Genomic DNA, 14901 nt, shown 5'->3' on the forward strand with positions numbered 1-14901 from the left:
CGTGACCGCGCCCACCGACAACGACAAATCGCTGGGGCGCCCCGCGAACAAGCGCGGCGCGGCGCGGCTCGCCGCCGTCCAGGCGCTTTATCAGATGGACGTCGCCGGCAGCGGCCTTTTGGAGACGACCGCCGAATACGAAGCCTTCCGTCTCGGCAAGGAACTCGACGGCGCGCTCTATCGCGAGGCCGATCCGCAGTGGTTCCGCGCCATTCTGGCCGGCGTCGTGGAAAACCAGAAGACGGTCGATCCGGTGATCCGCCAGGCCCTGACCGAGGACTGGCCGCTGTCGCGCCTGGACACGACCTTGCGCGCCATTCTGCGCGCCGCCGTTTTCGAATTGATGAAACGCGCCGACGTGCCGGTCGCCGTCATCGTGTCCGAATATGTCGATATCGCCAAGGCCTTCTACGTCGAGGAGGAGCCGAAGCTGGTCAATGCCGTGCTCGACCGCGTCTCGCGGCGTTTGCGTGGCGAGGGGCGGGGCAGGGACGCCTGATGACGGTCGAAGCGCAGGCACGCGAAGCGCGTCGCACCGCGCTCATCCTTGCCGCATCCAATGCGATTGTCGGCGCCGCCGCCCCGGTCTCGATTTCGATCGGCGGGCTGGCCGGCCACTACCTGCTCGGCGCGGACAAGTCGCTCGCCACCGCGCCGGTCACGGCCTATACGGTCGGTGTCGCGCTCGGCGCCTTGCCGCTCGCCTGGCTGGTGCGCCGCTTCGGACAGCGCAACGGTTTTCTGTCCGGCACGCTGGCCACCGCGTCTGGCGGCGCGCTTGCCACCTTCGCCCTGTTCCGTGGCGATTTCTGGCTGTTTTCGCTCGGGCTGTTGATCATCGGTATCGGCGGGGCGTCGGTCCAGCAATACCGCTTCGCCGCCGCCGACAACGCGCCCGCCCAGTTCAAGGCGCGGGCGATTTCCACCGTACTTGCCGGCGGCGTTGTGATGGCGATCGTCGGCCCGCAGGTCGTTATCTTTACCCGAAACCTGTTTGCCCCGGTCATGTTCGCCGGCTCGTTTGCCGCCGTGATCGGCCTGGCCGCGCTCGGAGCCGTCATTTTGTCCTTCCTGCGCCTGCATGACCGCCAGGCCGTGGCGTCGGCAAAAATGGTTGCGCCGGTTCGCCCGCTCGGCACCATTTTTTCGCAGCCGCGTTTCATCGTCGCGCTGGTGTGCGCGGTCGGCTCCTACGCGCTGATGACGTTTGTCATGACCGGCGCGCCGCTTGCCATGGTTGGCTGCGGCTTTTCGCCCGACGAGGCCGCGCTCGGCATTTCCTGGCACGTGATGGCGATGTTCGCGCCGAGCTTTTTTACCGGCCGGCTGATCGCCCGCTTCGGCAAGGAGGCCATCGTGGCGACCGGTCTGATCCTGCTCGTCGGCTGCGCCGTCGTGGCCCTGTCCGGCATCGCGCTGTGGCAGTTCTGGAGCGCACTGATCCTGCTCGGCGTGGGCTGGAATTTCGGCTTTATCGGCGCCACCGCGATGGTCTCGGAGACCTATACCGACGCTGAGAAGGGCAAGGTCCAGGGCGTCCACGATTTTCTTTTGTTCGGCTCCGTCGCCTTCGCCTCGCTGATGTCGGGCCAGGTCTACAACGCCTGGGGATGGGACATGCTCAACTGGATCATCTTCCCGGTCGTGTTCGTGTGTATCGCCGCGCTCGTCGTGCTCGGCCTGTCCGCGCGGCGCATTCGTGGCGAAAGCGGGGCAAAACTCTAACAAAACCTTGACGTTGCCCTGGCCGTTTCGCATAAGCCGCGGCGACTGGTCGGAATCCGCCATGTCTCGGCGGTGACCGATCTTCCTTCAACGGCCCAGGGAGGGGTTTTCTGGGCCAAACTCGAGGAAATTGGCAATGACAATACTGTATGTGGTCATCGCCTGCGGCCTTCTCTCTGTCCTTTACGCCATCTGGGCGACGCAATCGGTCCTTGCGGCCGATCAGGGCAATGAGCGCATGCAGGAAATCGCCGGCGCTATTCGGGAGGGGGCGCAGGCTTATCTGAACAGGCAGTACACCACCATCGCAATCGTCGGTGTCGTCGTGTTCCTGCTGGCCTGGTGGCTGCTGTCGGGCGCGGCCGCGGTCGGTTTCCTGATCGGCGCGATCTTGTCGGGTGCCGCAGGCTTCATCGGCATGCACGTGTCGGTCCGTGCCAATGTGCGCACAGCACAGGCGGCCTCCAACAGCCTGGCGGCCGGTCTCGACATCGCGTTCAAGTCCGGTGCCATCACCGGCATGCTCGTCGCCGGCCTCGCGCTGCTCGGCGTCGCCGTCTATTATTACGTGCTGATCGGCCCGATGGGCCACGCGCCGTCCGACCGCGCCGTCATCGACGCCCTGGTCTCGCTCGGCTTCGGCGCCTCGCTGATCTCGATCTTCGCCCGGCTCGGCGGCGGCATCTTCACCAAGGGTGCGGATGTCGGCGGCGATCTCGTCGGCAAGGTCGAAGCCGGCATCCCGGAGGACGATCCGCGCAACCCGGCCACCATCGCCGACAATGTCGGCGACAATGTCGGTGACTGTGCCGGCATGGCCGCCGACCTGTTCGAGACCTACGCGGTGACGGTCGTCGCCACCATGGTGCTCGGCGCCATCTTCTTCGGCGGCACCGAGGTTCTGGGCAGCGTCATGCTTTATCCGCTGGCGATCTGCGGCGCGTGCATCATCACCTCGGTGGTCGGCACGTTCTTCGTCAAGCTCGGCGCCAACGGCTCGATCATGGGCGCGCTCTACAAGGGCCTGATCGTGACCGGCATCTTGACCGTCATCGGCATTGGCGCGGCGACCTCGCTGACCATCGGCTGGGGCGACCTTGCGCTTGCCAACGGCACCACCGTCAACGGCACCAACCTGTTCGTGTGCGGCGTCGTCGGCCTGGTCGTGACCGGGCTGATCGTGGTGATCACCGAATATTACACCGGCACCAACAAGCGCCCGGTCAACTCGATCGCGCAGGCGTCGGTCACCGGCCACGGCACAAACGTCATCCAGGGGCTGGCCGTCTCGCTCGAGGCGACAGCCCTGCCGGCGATCGTCATCATCGCCGGCATCATCTCCACCTTCCAGCTCGCCGGCCTGTTCGGCACCGCGATCGCGGTCACCACCATGCTCGGCCTCGCCGGCATGATCGTCGCGCTCGACGCTTTCGGCCCGGTCACCGACAATGCCGGCGGCATTGCCGAAATGTCGGATTTGCCGCCGGAAGTGCGCCAGACCACCGACGCGCTCGACGCGGTTGGCAACACCACCAAGGCGGTCACCAAGGGCTATGCGATCGGCTCGGCCGGTCTCGGCGCCCTGGTGCTGTTTGCGGCCTATTCCTACGATCTGGAATATTTCGCCGCCAACAGCGCGACCTTCCCCTATTTCGCCGATATGGGCGACGTCTCGTTCTCGCTGTCCAACCCCTATGTGGTGGCCGGCCTGATCTTCGGCGGCCTGATCCCCTACCTGTTCGGCGGTATCGCCATGACGGCCGTCGGTCGCGCGGCGGGCTCGATCGTGGAGGAGGTGCGTCGGCAGTTCCGCGACGATCCGGGCATCATGAAAGGCACGTCCAAGCCGAACTATGCGCGTGCCGTCGATCTGCTCACCAAGGCGGCGATCAAGGAAATGATCATCCCGTCCCTGTTGCCGGTTCTGGCGCCGCTGGTGGTCTATTTCGGCGTCTACCTGATCTCCGGCTCCAAGGCTTCCGCCTTCGCCGCGCTCGGTGCGTCGCTGTTGGGCGTCATCGTCAATGGCCTGTTCGTCGCGATTTCGATGACGTCCGGCGGCGGTGCGTGGGACAACGCCAAGAAGAGCTTCGAGGACGGCTTCGTCGACAAGGACGGCGTCAAGCACGAAAAGGGCTCCGACGCGCACAAAGCCTCCGTCACCGGCGACACGGTGGGCGATCCCTACAAGGACACGGCCGGTCCGGCCGTCAACCCGGCCATCAAGATCACCAACATCGTCGCCCTGCTGCTGCTCGCCGTCCTGGCGCACTGACAGCAGACAAGCGACATCAAGCAAAAACCCCGCGGGAGCGATCCCGCGGGGTTTTCGTTTGGTTTGGCGGTCCGGCTTTGGCTGCCGTCGACCCGGGTTCGGGATTAGCCCGGCGGGCCGCCGAACGGACCGTTGGGCGGCGGCTTGCCGCTGCCGAGGCCGGACAGGAGACGTCCGACGAACGTGTGGTCCTTGCCGCCGGTCGGCGTGGTCCTGGACACGAAGTCGAACACCTTGCCGTCCTGCAGCCCGTAATTGGACAGGCTCGCCACGCGGCCGTCATCGCCGAAATAGACGGCCAGAACCCGCTGGTCGACCAGGCGCGGGCGCATGAAGGCGACCGGGCGCACCCGCTTTTGCGAGATGTAATAAAAAACCTCGTTGTCGAACGTCGCCGTGGTTGAGGGCGTGCCGAGCGCCAGCAACACCTGCTCGCGGCTGGAGCCGGCCGGCACCAGCTCGAGCGCCTCCTCGTCGACCACATAGCCCTGGGTGAGGGTTTCGCGCGGATTCAGGGTCTGGGCGGCGTTGCAGCCGGCAAGCGGCAGGATTCCGGCCGCCAGGGCGGCAAGGAGGTAGCGCCGGCGTTTGTCCCCATTGAAATTGACTGGAAGCAACGACATCTCCATGAAAGACGCTTCGCGACTTGCGCCGCAGCGCGAACTCGGTAAACCAGCTTACACGCCGATGCAACAGGCCCACTCTCGTGAGGCGGACCAGGGAGTGATCCGGCATGCTCAAACAACTACTCGGCCTCGCCCCGAAACCGAACCAGGCCGTGGTCGAAAAACTCTACCGGCAAATCGTGGCGGCGGCGCGGCAGCCGGTTCCTTATGAAAGCTGGTCGGTGCCCGATACGCCGCTCGGCCGCTTCGAGATGCTGTCCCTGCATGTTTTTTTGCTGATGCACCGGGCGCGGCCGGACGGCGCGCCGCTGTCGGAACTGGTGCAGGATCTGACCGACGAGTTCTTCCGCGACGTCGACCATTCGCTACGGGAACTCGGCATCGGTGACCTGGGCATTGCCAAGCGCGTGAAAAAACTGGCGCGCATGTTCTACGGCCGCGCCGGCGCCTATGGCGAGGCGATCGAGTCGGGCGACCGGAGCGCACTTGCGGCCGCGCTGGCGCGCAATATCCGGCCCGACATTGCCGAGTGGCAGGGCGCCGCGCCGCTGGCCGATTATGTGATGGCCGCGCATCTGGCACTGGCCGGCCAGGACAGCGAAAGCCTGCTGCGCGGCGAGATCGCCTTCCCGACGGCCGCGGAGCGCAAGACCGAGGCGTGAGACGATGACGGACAGTGTCGAAAGCCCGCTCTCCTTTCGGGTCAACATCCGTACGCTGCCGCGCAAGGGCATGCCGGTTTCGATCGTTGCCGATGGGGATCAAAAGGCGGCCCTGGCCGTCACCCACGGCCTGCAGGCGGTGCGCGATTTTCGCGCGATGCTGAACGTATCGGCCTGGCGCGCTGACGGCGTGCGGGTGGTCGGCACCGTTTCGGCCGACATCGTGCAGACCTGCGTGGTGACGCTTGAGCCGCTTGAGGCTCGGGTGGAGGAAGCGCTTGAGGCGCTGTTCGTGCCCGAAACCTCGCGCCTGGCCCGGCCGGCGCTGTCGGCGGAGGGCGAAATCCTCCTCGACCCGGAGGGCCAGGACGCGCCGGAGACGTTTTCGGGCGATTCGATCGATGTCGGTGCGCTTGCCGAACAATATTTCGCGCTCGGCCTCGATCCTTACCCGCGCTGCGAGAACGCGCCGATGTCGCAGATTGCCGAAGGCCCGTCGGGTTCCCAGGAGCAGGAATCGCCCTTCGCGAAATTGCTTTCCTTGAAGCGCAAAAGCTGACAACTGTGCGCTTTGTTCCGGCGAATCCGGTTGTGCCGGCTTTCAAAAGCGCTATTTTCGCCGGGCTTTCGGAGGTTCGACCATCGTCAGATATGAGATGAGACAGGCGTGATCAGGATATCCATTGACGCCATGGGCGGCGACCACGGACCGTCCGTCATCATTCCGGGCATCCAAAAGGTGGTCGAGCGGCGCCCCGACGCGCGTTTCATGCTGTTCGGGCGTGAGGACGCCGTGGTTCCCGTCCTGGACAAACATCCGCGCGTGCGCGCGGTTTCGGATTTCGTGCACTGCGAGGTCGCCGTGCGCATGGACGACAAGCCGAGCCAGGCGCTGCGCCAGGGACGGTGGAAGTCCTCGATGTGGAAGGCGATCGAAGCCGTCAAGAAGGGCGAGGCCGACGTGTGCGTGTCGGCCGGCAATACCGGCGCGCTGATGGCCATGTCGAAATTCTGCCTGCGCACCATGGCCGACATCGAACGCCCTGCGATCGCCGCCATCTGGCCGACCGTTCGCGGCGAAAGCATCGTGCTCGACGTCGGCGCCACCATTGGCGCCGATGCCCATCAACTGATCGATTTTTCGATCTTGGGCGCGGCGATGGCGCGCGCCTTGTTCGATCTCGAGCGGCCGACCATCGGCCTGCTCAATGTCGGCGTCGAGGAGATCAAGGGGCAGGAAGACGTGCGCGAAGCGGGCCGGCTGTTGCGCGAGGCTGATCTCAGGACGATGGATTATCACGGGTTCGTCGAAGGCGATGATATCGGAAAAGGCTCCGTGGACGTCGTCGTCACCGAAGGCTTCGCCGGCAACATCGCCCTGAAATCGGCCGAGGGTACGGCCAAGCAGTTGGCCGAATATCTGCGCAGCGCCATGAGCCGCACGCTTTTCGCCAGGATCGGTTATGTTTTCGCGCGCTCCGCCTTTCAGCGCCTGCGTGAGAAAATGGATGTCCGCAAGATCAATGGCGGCGTGTTCCTGGGGCTGAACGGCATCGTCGTCAAAAGCCATGGCGGCACTGACGATGAGGGTTTCGCCGCCGCCGTGGAACTCGGTTACGATATGGCGCGCAACGGCCTGATCGAGAAGATCAGGGCCGATCTCGACCTTTTTCATTCTCAGCGGTCGGCCGGCGAGCGCGCGGGCAAACAAACCGCCACGGGCGATATTTAGGAATACAGGAATGATACGATCAGTCGTGCGCGGCGTCGGAACCGCATTGCCTCGGCGTGTCATGCGCAACGCCGACTTCGAGGGCATGGTCGAGACCTCCGACGAGTGGATCGTCCAGCGCACCGGCATTCGTCAGCGCCATATCGCCTCAGACGACGAGACCACGGCCTCTCTCGGCGAGGCGGCGGCGCGCAACGCGCTCGCCGCTGCCGGCATGACGCCCGACGACATCGATCTGATCGTGCTGGCGACGTCGACGCCCAACCACACCTTTCCCGCGACCGCCGTCGAGATCCAGGAGCGCCTGGGCATGCATCACGGCTTCGCCTTCGATCAGCAGGCCGTGTGCTCGGGCTTCGTCTATGCCATGACGACGGCCGACCTCTATATCCGCGGCGGGCAGGCGAGGCGGGTTCTCGTCATCGGGTCCGAGACCTTTTCGCGGATTCTCGACTGGAGCGACCGCACCACCTGCGTCCTGTTCGGCGACGGTGCCGGCGCGGTGGTCCTGGAAGCGACGGAGGGGCAGGGCACGGTGGCCGACCGCGGCATCCTGGCCGCAAGCCTTAGGTCTGACGGCGCACACAAGGACAAGCTCTATGTCGATGGCGGGCCGTCCTCCACCGGCACGGTCGGCCATCTGCGCATGCAGGGACGCGAGGTCTTCAAGCATGCCGTGGCCATGATCACCGACGTCGTCGAAGCGACCTTCGCCGCCGGCGGCGTGAGCGCGGACGATCTCGACTGGTTCGTTCCCCATCAGGCCAACAAGCGCATCATCGACGCCTCGGCCAAGAAGCTGGGCATCGCCGAGGACAAGGTGGTGACCACGGTCCATCTGCACGGCAACACCTCGGCGGCCTCCGTGCCGCTCGCTTTGGGTTGCGCGGTGGGCGACGGGCGGATTCGCCAGGGTGACCTGGTCCTGCTCGAGGCGATGGGCGGCGGATTCACCTGGGGCGCGGTGCTGCTACGATGGTAGAGGCGCCGTCGTGCCTGCCGGTTCTTGACCTGGGTGCGCTGATTCCCTAACGTCCCTTCGGTTTTGAATAATCTAGCAATTCTGAGCGAGACTGGACGACCGAATGGGGGGAAAGACCATTACGCGCGCCGATCTGGCTGAATCGGTCTACCGCAAAGTGGGGCTGTCGCGGACCGAATCGGCACAGCTGGTCGAAATGGTGCTCGACGAGATCTGCGACGCGGTGGTGCGCGGCGAGACCGTGAAGCTGTCTTCCTTCGCCACGTTTCAGGTGCGCGAGAAGAACGAACGGATTGGCCGCAATCCCAAGACCGGCGAGGAAGTACCGATCCTGCCGCGCAAGGTCATGACTTTCAAAGCCTCCAATGTGCTCAAGAGCCGCATTCTGCGCGCGCATAAGGCGCTGCGCGTCAAAGGCGAAAAGAAATAAAACCGCCGCCGATCGGTTCGGGCCGGATCGCCGTGCGTCGGCAGTGCCGCGCCCTGGATGGCCGCGCCGAGCATTGGCGCCGGTATGCCGGGACCGCGCAACGGCTTGAATATTTTTGCGCAAACCGCTGAAATAGGGACCGAATCGGAGGAACGTCCTTGCTGGAGCATGCCATGGACAAGAGCCCCGACGCGTTCAGAACCATTAGCGAAGTGGCCGAGGATCTCGACCTGCCGCAACATGTACTGCGGTTCTGGGAAACCCGCTTCGCCCAGATCAAGCCGATGAAGCGCGGCGGCGGGCGGCGCTATTACCGTCCGCAGGATGTCGATCTGATCAAGGGCATCAAGCGCATGCTTTACGATCAGGGATACACGATCAAGGGCGTTCAGAAATTGCTGCGCGAAAACGGCGTCCAGTTCGTGGCCGCCATCGGCGCCGGCGACCTCGCCGCCGCGGAGGCGATCACCAAGCGCAAGCAGGCCGAGGCACCGGCTCCGGCCGCCCCCAAACCCGCCGACGACGAGATGCTGGTCGGCGAGCCCAAGGCCAAGCCGAGTCGCCGGTTTTTCGGGCTGGGCAAGGCCGACGAGGAGAGCCCCGTCCAGGGCGAGGGCAGGCTTTCGCGTGACAACCGGGCGCTCCTGCAGGAGGCGCTGTTCGACCTTCTGGAATGCAAGCGCCTGCTCGATCAGGTGCGCTGAGGCGATCGTCGCTGAGAGCGTTTCCAGGCGAAGTGGAAGCCGGTTCGCCGTTCGGAAACGCGTCAAACAATAAGGTGGGGCCGCTGTGCGATTCCGTGAACAGCGGATCGATTCTAAAGCCTTCGGCGGTTGGTCCGCCTAGCCGTCATTGGCGGCGTTGAGCTCTTCCGGCCGCAGCCCGTGATCCGTCTCTGCCGGGAACACGGTTTGTGAAATGGTCGGCCGCCGTTTGACCACGAACGGCTCCATCGCCGTCAGCAGGCGCTGGACGCCCGGCGTGCGCCGGTGCGCGGCCAGTGCCGACCGGTTGGCATAGAGCGCGCTGACGATGAACCGGCGGGCGATCGGCCGGCCGTCCTCGTCGATCGGCCGCAAAAGCTCGAAACGCAGGCAGCCCGGTTCGTCGTCGAGCGTGCGACGGGCATGCTCGCCCATCAGCGCGCAGAATTCGGCTTCGCCGCCCTCGACCGTTTCATATTCGACGATGATGCTGTACGCGCTCACGCTGTGCTCCCGGGCCTGTGCGATGCGAGCATAGCGCGCACGGCCAAAGGGCCGCAACGCCTGTCCACGAGGCAGCACCACCCCGGCGACAGTGTCACCCATGTCTTAGGTACAGACTGTTACCTATGTCTCCGGGTCATACACTTAAAAAAATGGTCGGAGCGGCGGGATTCGAACCCACGACCCCTTGACCCCCAGTCAAGTGCGCTACCGGGCTGCGCTACGCTCCGAACCGGGGCAAGCCTTAAAGGCTCGACCATGCGCGTGCAAGCGAAAAACGGCCGTCGATCGCAGTTGCGCTGGGGAACTCTCAGTCGGTCGTGCCGGCCGAGCTTTGCGGTTGTGCGACCGGCAGGCTGACGGTGAATGCGGCGCCGCCCTGCGGGCTCTCGGCCACCGTCAGCGTGCCGCCGAAACCGGTCACGATCTGCCGGCTGATGGCGAGCCCGAGCCCGGCGCCGGTCTGGCCGGCCGCGGCGCCGCGCGCGAATTTGGCGAAAATCGCCTCGCGTTCGGCTTCGGGTACGCCGGGCCCGTTGTCACTGACGGTCGCCTCGTAGCGCCCCTTGCGCACGCGGCTGGCGATGACGACCTCGGGCGCGCGGGTGCCGTTATATTTGATGGCGTTGGAAAGCAGGTTGACGAATACCTGGGCCAGCCGGTCGCGGTCGCCGTCGACGATGGCCCGGCGCGCGCGTTTTGCGCGGACGATGCCGACCCCGGCCGCGCGGGCCAGCGCCTCGCAGCTTGCCAGCGCCTGGTCGAGCGCCAGCTCCGGATCGAACGGTGCCGGCGTCGCGCGCGCGCCGCTGTCGCCGGGCTGGTTGAGGTCGAGAATGCCGTCGAGTAGGCGGGTTAGCCGTAGGCTTTCCTCCTGGATGACACGCAGATAGCGCTGCTTTTGCGCCGCCGGCATGTCCGGGGTTTGCAAAAGAATGTCGCTGAAGGCACGGATCGACGTCATCGGCGTGCGCACTTCGTGGCTCACCTGGCTCAGGAACTCGTCCTTGCGCTCGTCGATGGCACGCAATTGCCGGTTGGCGCGTGCGAGCTCGTCGGCCGTCGCCTCGATCTCGCGCGATTTCTGCTCCAGCTCTTCGGAATAGGCGCGGATCTGTTCGGTCTCGTCGGCCAGCCGCTTCAGCTCTTCCACGCTGATCGTCTCGCTGGTGACCACCGACGACACCAGCGCGCGTGCGGTGGCGGCGCCGACATTGGCGGCGAGCCTTTGTTCGACGGTGGCGATTAGCTCGTCGCTGGCGGTCATGGCGTGGTCGCGGGTGTTTTGTGAGGCGAACAGCGACACTGCCTCGCCGGCCCCCAAAACGCGGTCGGCGATGCCGCGCAGATCGCGGATTTTGGCCGTGCGCCGCATGACGCTGAGCTCGCTCTCGGTCTGGCGCCGGAAAATGTCGATGAACAGGCGCGACTGGTAGCGGGCGAGTGGGGTCGGATCGGTGAGCAGCGACACGCCGAAAAACAGCGCCAGATTGGCCGTCATGCTCCAGAACAGGGCATGCACCAGCGGATCGAGCCGGCTGAGGCCGAACAGCGCGTGCGGCCGCAGCCAGCCGAGTCCGAACGGGCCGTCGGCGATCGCGCTCGCCGGCAGCAGGAAGGCGCCTTCGAAACTGGGCAGGAACAGCGTGTAGGCCCAGATCGCGAAACCGGCGGCAAGCCCCGCCAATGCTCCGGCTTGGGTGGCGCGGCGCCAGTAGAGCCCACCCACCAAGCTTGGCAGGAATTGCGCCACGCCGCAAAAGGAGATTAACCCGATCGCGGCAAGCGCGTCGAAACTGCCGCTCAGCCGATAATAGAGCAGGCCGAGAAACACGATGAACACGATGCTGACGCGGCGCGCCGTCAGGATGAAACGGCGCATCAGCCGGGCGCTGGCGTCGGGGGCGAGGCGCAGGCTGAGCGCCAGCGGCATGACGAGATGGTTGGAGATCATGGTCGACAGCGCGATCGACGAGACGATCACCATCGAGGTGGCCGAGGAAAAACCGCCGAGAAAGGCCAGCAGGCCGATCGTGCCCTGATCGGCGCTGAAGGGCAGGGTGAGCACGAACAGGTCGGGGTTCGAGCCTTCCGGCAGGCGCTGCAGGCCGGCGAGCGCGATCGGAATGACGAACAGGCAGATCAGGAACAGGTAGAGCGGAAACAGCCACGAGGCCGTGCGCAATTGGCGCTCGCTGGTGTTTTCCACCACCGTGACCTGGAACTGCCGTGGCAGGCAGATGACCGCCGCGCCGGCCAGAATGACGAGGCTCACCCAGCGGCTGCCGAACGTGTCGGCGGGGTTGGTCAGGTTGGCCGGCGCATCCGCGAACATTGCCGTCGGTCCGCCTTCATTGCCCAGAACGACCCAAAGCCCCACCGCCACCAGCGCCACCAGCTTGACCACCGCCTCGACCGCGATCGCCGCGATCACGCCGTGGTGGCGCTCGTTGACGTTGATGTTGCGTACCCCGAAAATGATCGAGAAGGCGCACAATCCGGCCGCGACCCAGAACGCGATCGCAAAATCGGGTTTCAGGTTGAGATTGGCGGCCGCGACGGCACCAGCCGGATAGGTCAGCACTTGGAAGCTTGCCGTCAGCGCCTTGAGTTGCAGCGCGATATAGGGCGTGGCGGCAACCACCGCGATGATGGTGACCAGCGCGCCGAGAGCCGAGCTCTTGCCGAACCGGGCCGAGATCAGATCGGCGACCGAGGTGGTGTGGTAGGTGCGTCCGACCGCGACCAGCTTGCGCAGAAACACCCACCAGCCAACGAACACGATCGTCGGGCCGATATAGATGGTGGCGAATTCCAGCCCGTTGCGCACCGCCGAACCGACCGCGCCGAAAAACGTCCACGACGTGCAGTAGATCGAGATCGACAGCGTGTAGACCAGCGGCGACGACAGCCATCCGCCGGGACCGCGCCGCGCCCGACGGTCGCCGAAAAAGGCGACCGCAAAAAGCAGCGCCACATAGGCCATGCACGCGACAATGACGAGATCGGCCGACAGCATCAGTCTTTCGCCGGCTCGTCTGGCCGCCGGAAAGCCTGGTCGCGCGCGCCGGCGCCTGCGAGTCGGCTCGCCACGATGGCCGCGCACAAAATCACCAGCGCCCACACGCCGAAGATGTAAAGCACGATCAGCGGAATGCCGCCCAGTGCCAGGGGGGCGGTGAAGGTCAGGACAAAGGGCGGCAGGAACAAGAATATGGCCGCGAACGGCAGAACCGAGGCCAGGTCGCGCGTGCCGCGCTTGTCGTCGCCGCCGCGGCGCTCAGTGTCACGCGCCGACAATGGAGCGCACCCGCGCCACGACGTCGGCGTTGGAGAACGGTTTGGTGATGAAGGCGTCGGCGCCGATCGTTTCGGCCATGCGCCGGTCGGCGGCCTGGCCCTTGGCGGTAAGAACCAGAACCGGCAGCCGCTTCAGGGCGGGATCGGCGCGGATGGCGCGCAGCAGCTCGAAACCGTTCATGCCCGGCAGCATGACGTCGAGGATGGCTGCGCTGAACCGGCCGCGGCGCAGCCGGTCGAGCGCGTCCGTGCCGCTGGCGAGCGCCTCCACGGCAAAGTCGGCGCGCTCGAGAATGAAACGCAGCGATTCAACGATATTGGGCTCGTCTTCGACGATCAGGACGCGTGTCCGCTCCACCCCCCGTTCCCTCTTTTATTTTTGCGGTTTTACCTACACGCATCGGCGGTGTTCAAACATTCGCCTTTTGTCTGACGCCGCGCCGCGACAAGGCCCGGCAGGTGCCGGAGTTCAGCCGATCAGCGGAGCTTCCTGACGGTGGCTGCAGTCCTGGCGCGGGCACAGCCGGCAGACCGTGCCGACGGCGAGCGTTGCGCTGTTCCGGTCGATGCCGTCCCCGTAGACCGTCGCGTCGGCCTCGGCGGCCTGGCACACAAGCATGATCGATTGCAGGTTGCGCGGCCTGCCGATCGCGGCCGTGCTCTTGTCGACCGCGCGGGCGAAGAACAAAAAACTCTCGCCCGACGGCAGCTGGCCGTAATGCCGGACGGTGACCCCGGGACTCTGGAAGGCGGCGTAAACCGCCCACAAGGGACAGGCGGTCCCGTAACGCGGCAGGGGCAGGGCGGCGAGCGGCAGGCGCTTGGTGACATAGCCCGATGGGTCGGAGCGCATATAGGCAAACCGTACGCCCTCCGCGCCCGGCCTGCGCAAGGTCGCAAGTCTGTGGGCGGCCTGTTCGTAGGAGACGCCGAACCGGCGCATCAGCGCGTCAATGTCGTAGCGGCTCTCGCGCGCCGCCAGCAGGAAGGCATCGTAGGGCATCAGGATCGCGCCGGCGACATAGCTTTCGAGCGCGGCGGCGGCGAGGGTGCGCGCCGTCTCCGAGCCGAGTGCGGGGTGGTTTTGCACGATCCGCGCTATGGGGTCGCCCGCGGTCCCGTGGACCGTCTCCTTGACCAGGGCGAAGCGGCTGGACGGGTCGCGGAAGCCGGCCCCGCCGCCCGGCGGGCCGTCGCCATGGCCGAGGCCGGCCGCCAGCGCCTCGAGGTCGGGAAAGAAATTGTCGGTTTCGGCGATAAAGGCGTCGACGCTTTCCATCGGCGTGGCCGAGCGCACCCGCTGATGGGCGCTGCCGAAAAAGTCCACCAGCGCCTGGGCGGTGTCGGACAGGCGGGCGCTGTCGGAGGCGATGATGTCGAGGAAGCGCCGCCGGCTCGGCAGGTCGAGACGTTCCTCGTCGGTCAGAATCTCGGCCGCTGCACGGATTGCCGTCACGCTGGTCAGCATGCGGTGCACGCTGTCGGCCAGGAAGGGATCGCGGTTGAGACGGTCGGCCAGCGCCAGGACCGCCTCGTTGCGATCGCGATAGACACTGTAGAGCCGCAACAAAAGGCCTGCCCAGTCCGGCAGGCGGCCGACCAGTTCCTCGGCGCCGTGCGGCGGTAACGCGGCCGCGCCGATCGCCGGATCGACGGCGATCTCGTTGAGATCGTCGACGCGCCGTTTCTCCGCCTGCCCGTCGAGCGTTTCTCGTCCGGTGTTGAGACCGGCGGCGAGGCGTTCGAGCACGGCCGCGGTCACGGGGCGGCGGTTGGCCTCGATCAGGTTCAAGTAGGAAGCGGAAATCCCGGCGCGCCGGGCGAGCTCGGCCTGGGTGAGGGCGCGCTGCTTGCGCAATACCCTGATTTTCAACCCCGAAAGCGTCTTGGTCATCGTCGGCAATCCGCTATTTTTGTGAATTGTTTACACAATTTTCGGAGTAGAGCGCAAGTTATTTACA

15 protein-coding genes and 1 tRNA gene are annotated in these 14901 nt (G+C 65.7%); 9 read left to right on the top strand and 7 right to left on the bottom strand.

Going from position 1 to position 14901, the window contains the following annotated elements:
- Position 1: 1 nt before the first annotated feature.
- The 3 genes from nusB to EP380_RS05190 all read left to right on the top strand — a co-directional run bounded on the left by nusB (position 2) and on the right by EP380_RS05190 (position 4000).
- Complete coding sequence (gene nusB / locus EP380_RS05180; protein WP_127597166.1) at positions 2–499, top strand: transcription antitermination factor NusB; 498 nt, start codon at positions 2–4, stop codon at positions 497–499.
- Entirely contained in the window at positions 499–1725 is a 1227-nt protein-coding gene (locus EP380_RS05185) for an MFS transporter (protein WP_127597168.1), read from the top strand. Before nusB ends, EP380_RS05185 begins: the two co-directional genes overlap by 1 nt.
- A 136-nt stretch (positions 1726–1861) precedes the next feature.
- Positions 1862–4000 (top strand): sodium-translocating pyrophosphatase, encoded by a 2139-nt coding sequence (locus EP380_RS05190; protein ID WP_106572296.1) that lies wholly within the window; start codon positions 1862–1864, stop codon positions 3998–4000.
- 104 nt (positions 4001–4104) lie between these two features.
- On the opposite strand, the gene EP380_RS05195 is transcribed toward EP380_RS05190, so the two are convergent.
- On the bottom strand, positions 4105–4629 hold the full coding sequence (locus tag EP380_RS05195; protein ID WP_106572295.1) for an outer membrane protein assembly factor BamE: 525 nt from the start codon (positions 4627–4629) through the stop codon (positions 4105–4107).
- Between the two features lie 104 nt (positions 4630–4733).
- Here EP380_RS05195 and EP380_RS05205 point away from each other — a divergent pair, with 104 nt between their 5' ends.
- From EP380_RS05205 to EP380_RS05230, 6 genes are all read left to right on the top strand, one after another.
- Complete coding sequence (locus EP380_RS05205) at positions 4734–5288, top strand: ubiquinol-cytochrome C chaperone family protein (protein ID WP_106572293.1); 555 nt, start codon at positions 4734–4736, stop codon at positions 5286–5288.
- A gap of 4 nt (positions 5289–5292) precedes the next feature.
- Complete coding sequence (locus EP380_RS05210; RefSeq protein ID WP_127597170.1) at positions 5293–5847, top strand: YceD family protein; 555 nt, start codon at positions 5293–5295, stop codon at positions 5845–5847.
- Positions 5848–5955: 108 nt separating this feature from the next.
- The gene (gene plsX, locus EP380_RS05215) at positions 5956–7020 is read left to right on the top strand and encodes a phosphate acyltransferase PlsX (RefSeq protein WP_106572291.1); all 1065 of its coding nucleotides are present in this window, start codon (positions 5956–5958) and stop codon (positions 7018–7020) included.
- 10 nt (positions 7021–7030) lie between these two features.
- Entirely contained in the window at positions 7031–8002 is a 972-nt protein-coding gene (locus tag EP380_RS05220; RefSeq protein WP_106572290.1) for a beta-ketoacyl-ACP synthase III, read from the top strand.
- Positions 8003–8105: 103 nt separating this feature from the next.
- Positions 8106–8432 carry an integration host factor subunit alpha gene (locus EP380_RS05225; RefSeq protein WP_106572289.1) on the top strand — a complete coding sequence of 109 codons (327 nt, stop codon included), beginning with the start codon at positions 8106–8108 and terminating at the stop codon, positions 8430–8432.
- A gap of 173 nt (positions 8433–8605) precedes the next feature.
- The gene (locus EP380_RS05230; RefSeq protein ID WP_106572468.1) at positions 8606–9136 is read left to right on the top strand and encodes a MerR family transcriptional regulator; all 531 of its coding nucleotides are present in this window, start codon (positions 8606–8608) and stop codon (positions 9134–9136) included.
- A gap of 138 nt (positions 9137–9274) precedes the next feature.
- Here the strand turns inward: EP380_RS05230 and EP380_RS05235 are convergent, their stop codons facing one another.
- The 6 genes from EP380_RS05235 to EP380_RS05260 form a co-directional block, all read right to left on the bottom strand.
- Positions 9275–9640: a putative quinol monooxygenase gene (locus EP380_RS05235; protein WP_238719739.1), complete on the bottom strand. Its 366-nt coding sequence runs from the start codon at positions 9638–9640 to the stop codon at positions 9275–9277.
- Between the two features lie 153 nt (positions 9641–9793).
- A tRNA-Pro gene (locus EP380_RS05240) sits at positions 9794–9870 on the bottom strand.
- An 80-nt stretch (positions 9871–9950) separates the two neighbouring features.
- On the bottom strand, positions 9951–12659 hold the full coding sequence (locus EP380_RS05245) for an ATP-binding protein (RefSeq protein ID WP_127597174.1): 2709 nt from the start codon (positions 12657–12659) through the stop codon (positions 9951–9953).
- The gene (locus EP380_RS05250) at positions 12659–12940 is read right to left on the bottom strand and encodes a hypothetical protein (RefSeq protein WP_127597176.1); all 282 of its coding nucleotides are present in this window, start codon (positions 12938–12940) and stop codon (positions 12659–12661) included. The genes EP380_RS05245 and EP380_RS05250 overlap by 1 nt, the downstream gene beginning before the upstream one ends.
- A complete protein-coding gene (locus EP380_RS05255) occupies positions 12927–13298 on the bottom strand; it encodes a response regulator transcription factor (protein ID WP_106569901.1) in 372 nt (123 codons plus the stop codon). The genes EP380_RS05250 and EP380_RS05255 overlap by 14 nt, the downstream gene beginning before the upstream one ends.
- Before the next feature lie 111 nt (positions 13299–13409).
- A complete protein-coding gene (locus EP380_RS05260; protein WP_106570006.1) occupies positions 13410–14834 on the bottom strand; it encodes a helix-turn-helix transcriptional regulator in 1425 nt (474 codons plus the stop codon).
- Positions 14835–14901: the final 67 nt, after the last annotated feature.

The sequence above is a fragment of the Nitratireductor alexandrii genome (assembly GCF_004000215.1).
Lineage (GTDB): Bacteria > Pseudomonadota > Alphaproteobacteria > Rhizobiales > Rhizobiaceae > Mangrovimarina > Mangrovimarina alexandrii.

What these genes read in the sequence shown, in the direction of transcription:
- EP380_RS05205 (WP_106572293.1), top strand. Translation starts at nt 4,734, where the DNA reads ATGCTCAAACAACTACTCGGCCTCGCCCCGAAACCGAACCAGGCCGTG.
- EP380_RS05220 (WP_106572290.1), top strand. Translation starts at nt 7,031, where the DNA reads ATGATACGATCAGTCGTGCGCGGCGTCGGAACCGCATTGCCTCGGCGT.
- EP380_RS05230 (WP_106572468.1), top strand. Translation starts at nt 8,606, where the DNA reads ATGGACAAGAGCCCCGACGCGTTCAGAACCATTAGCGAAGTGGCCGAG.
- EP380_RS05245 (WP_127597174.1), bottom strand. Translation starts at nt 12,659, where the DNA reads ATGCTGTCGGCCGATCTCGTCATTGTCGCGTGCATGGCCTATGTGGCG.
- EP380_RS05190 (WP_106572296.1), top strand. Translation starts at nt 1,862, where the DNA reads ATGACAATACTGTATGTGGTCATCGCCTGCGGCCTTCTCTCTGTCCTT.
- EP380_RS05185 (WP_127597168.1), top strand. Translation starts at nt 499, where the DNA reads ATGACGGTCGAAGCGCAGGCACGCGAAGCGCGTCGCACCGCGCTCATC.
- EP380_RS05210 (WP_127597170.1), top strand. Translation starts at nt 5,293, where the DNA reads ATGACGGACAGTGTCGAAAGCCCGCTCTCCTTTCGGGTCAACATCCGT.
- EP380_RS05260 (WP_106570006.1), bottom strand. Translation starts at nt 14,834, where the DNA reads ATGACCAAGACGCTTTCGGGGTTGAAAATCAGGGTATTGCGCAAGCAG.
- EP380_RS05195 (WP_106572295.1), bottom strand. Translation starts at nt 4,629, where the DNA reads ATGGAGATGTCGTTGCTTCCAGTCAATTTCAATGGGGACAAACGCCGG.
- EP380_RS05225 (WP_106572289.1), top strand. Translation starts at nt 8,106, where the DNA reads ATGGGGGGAAAGACCATTACGCGCGCCGATCTGGCTGAATCGGTCTAC.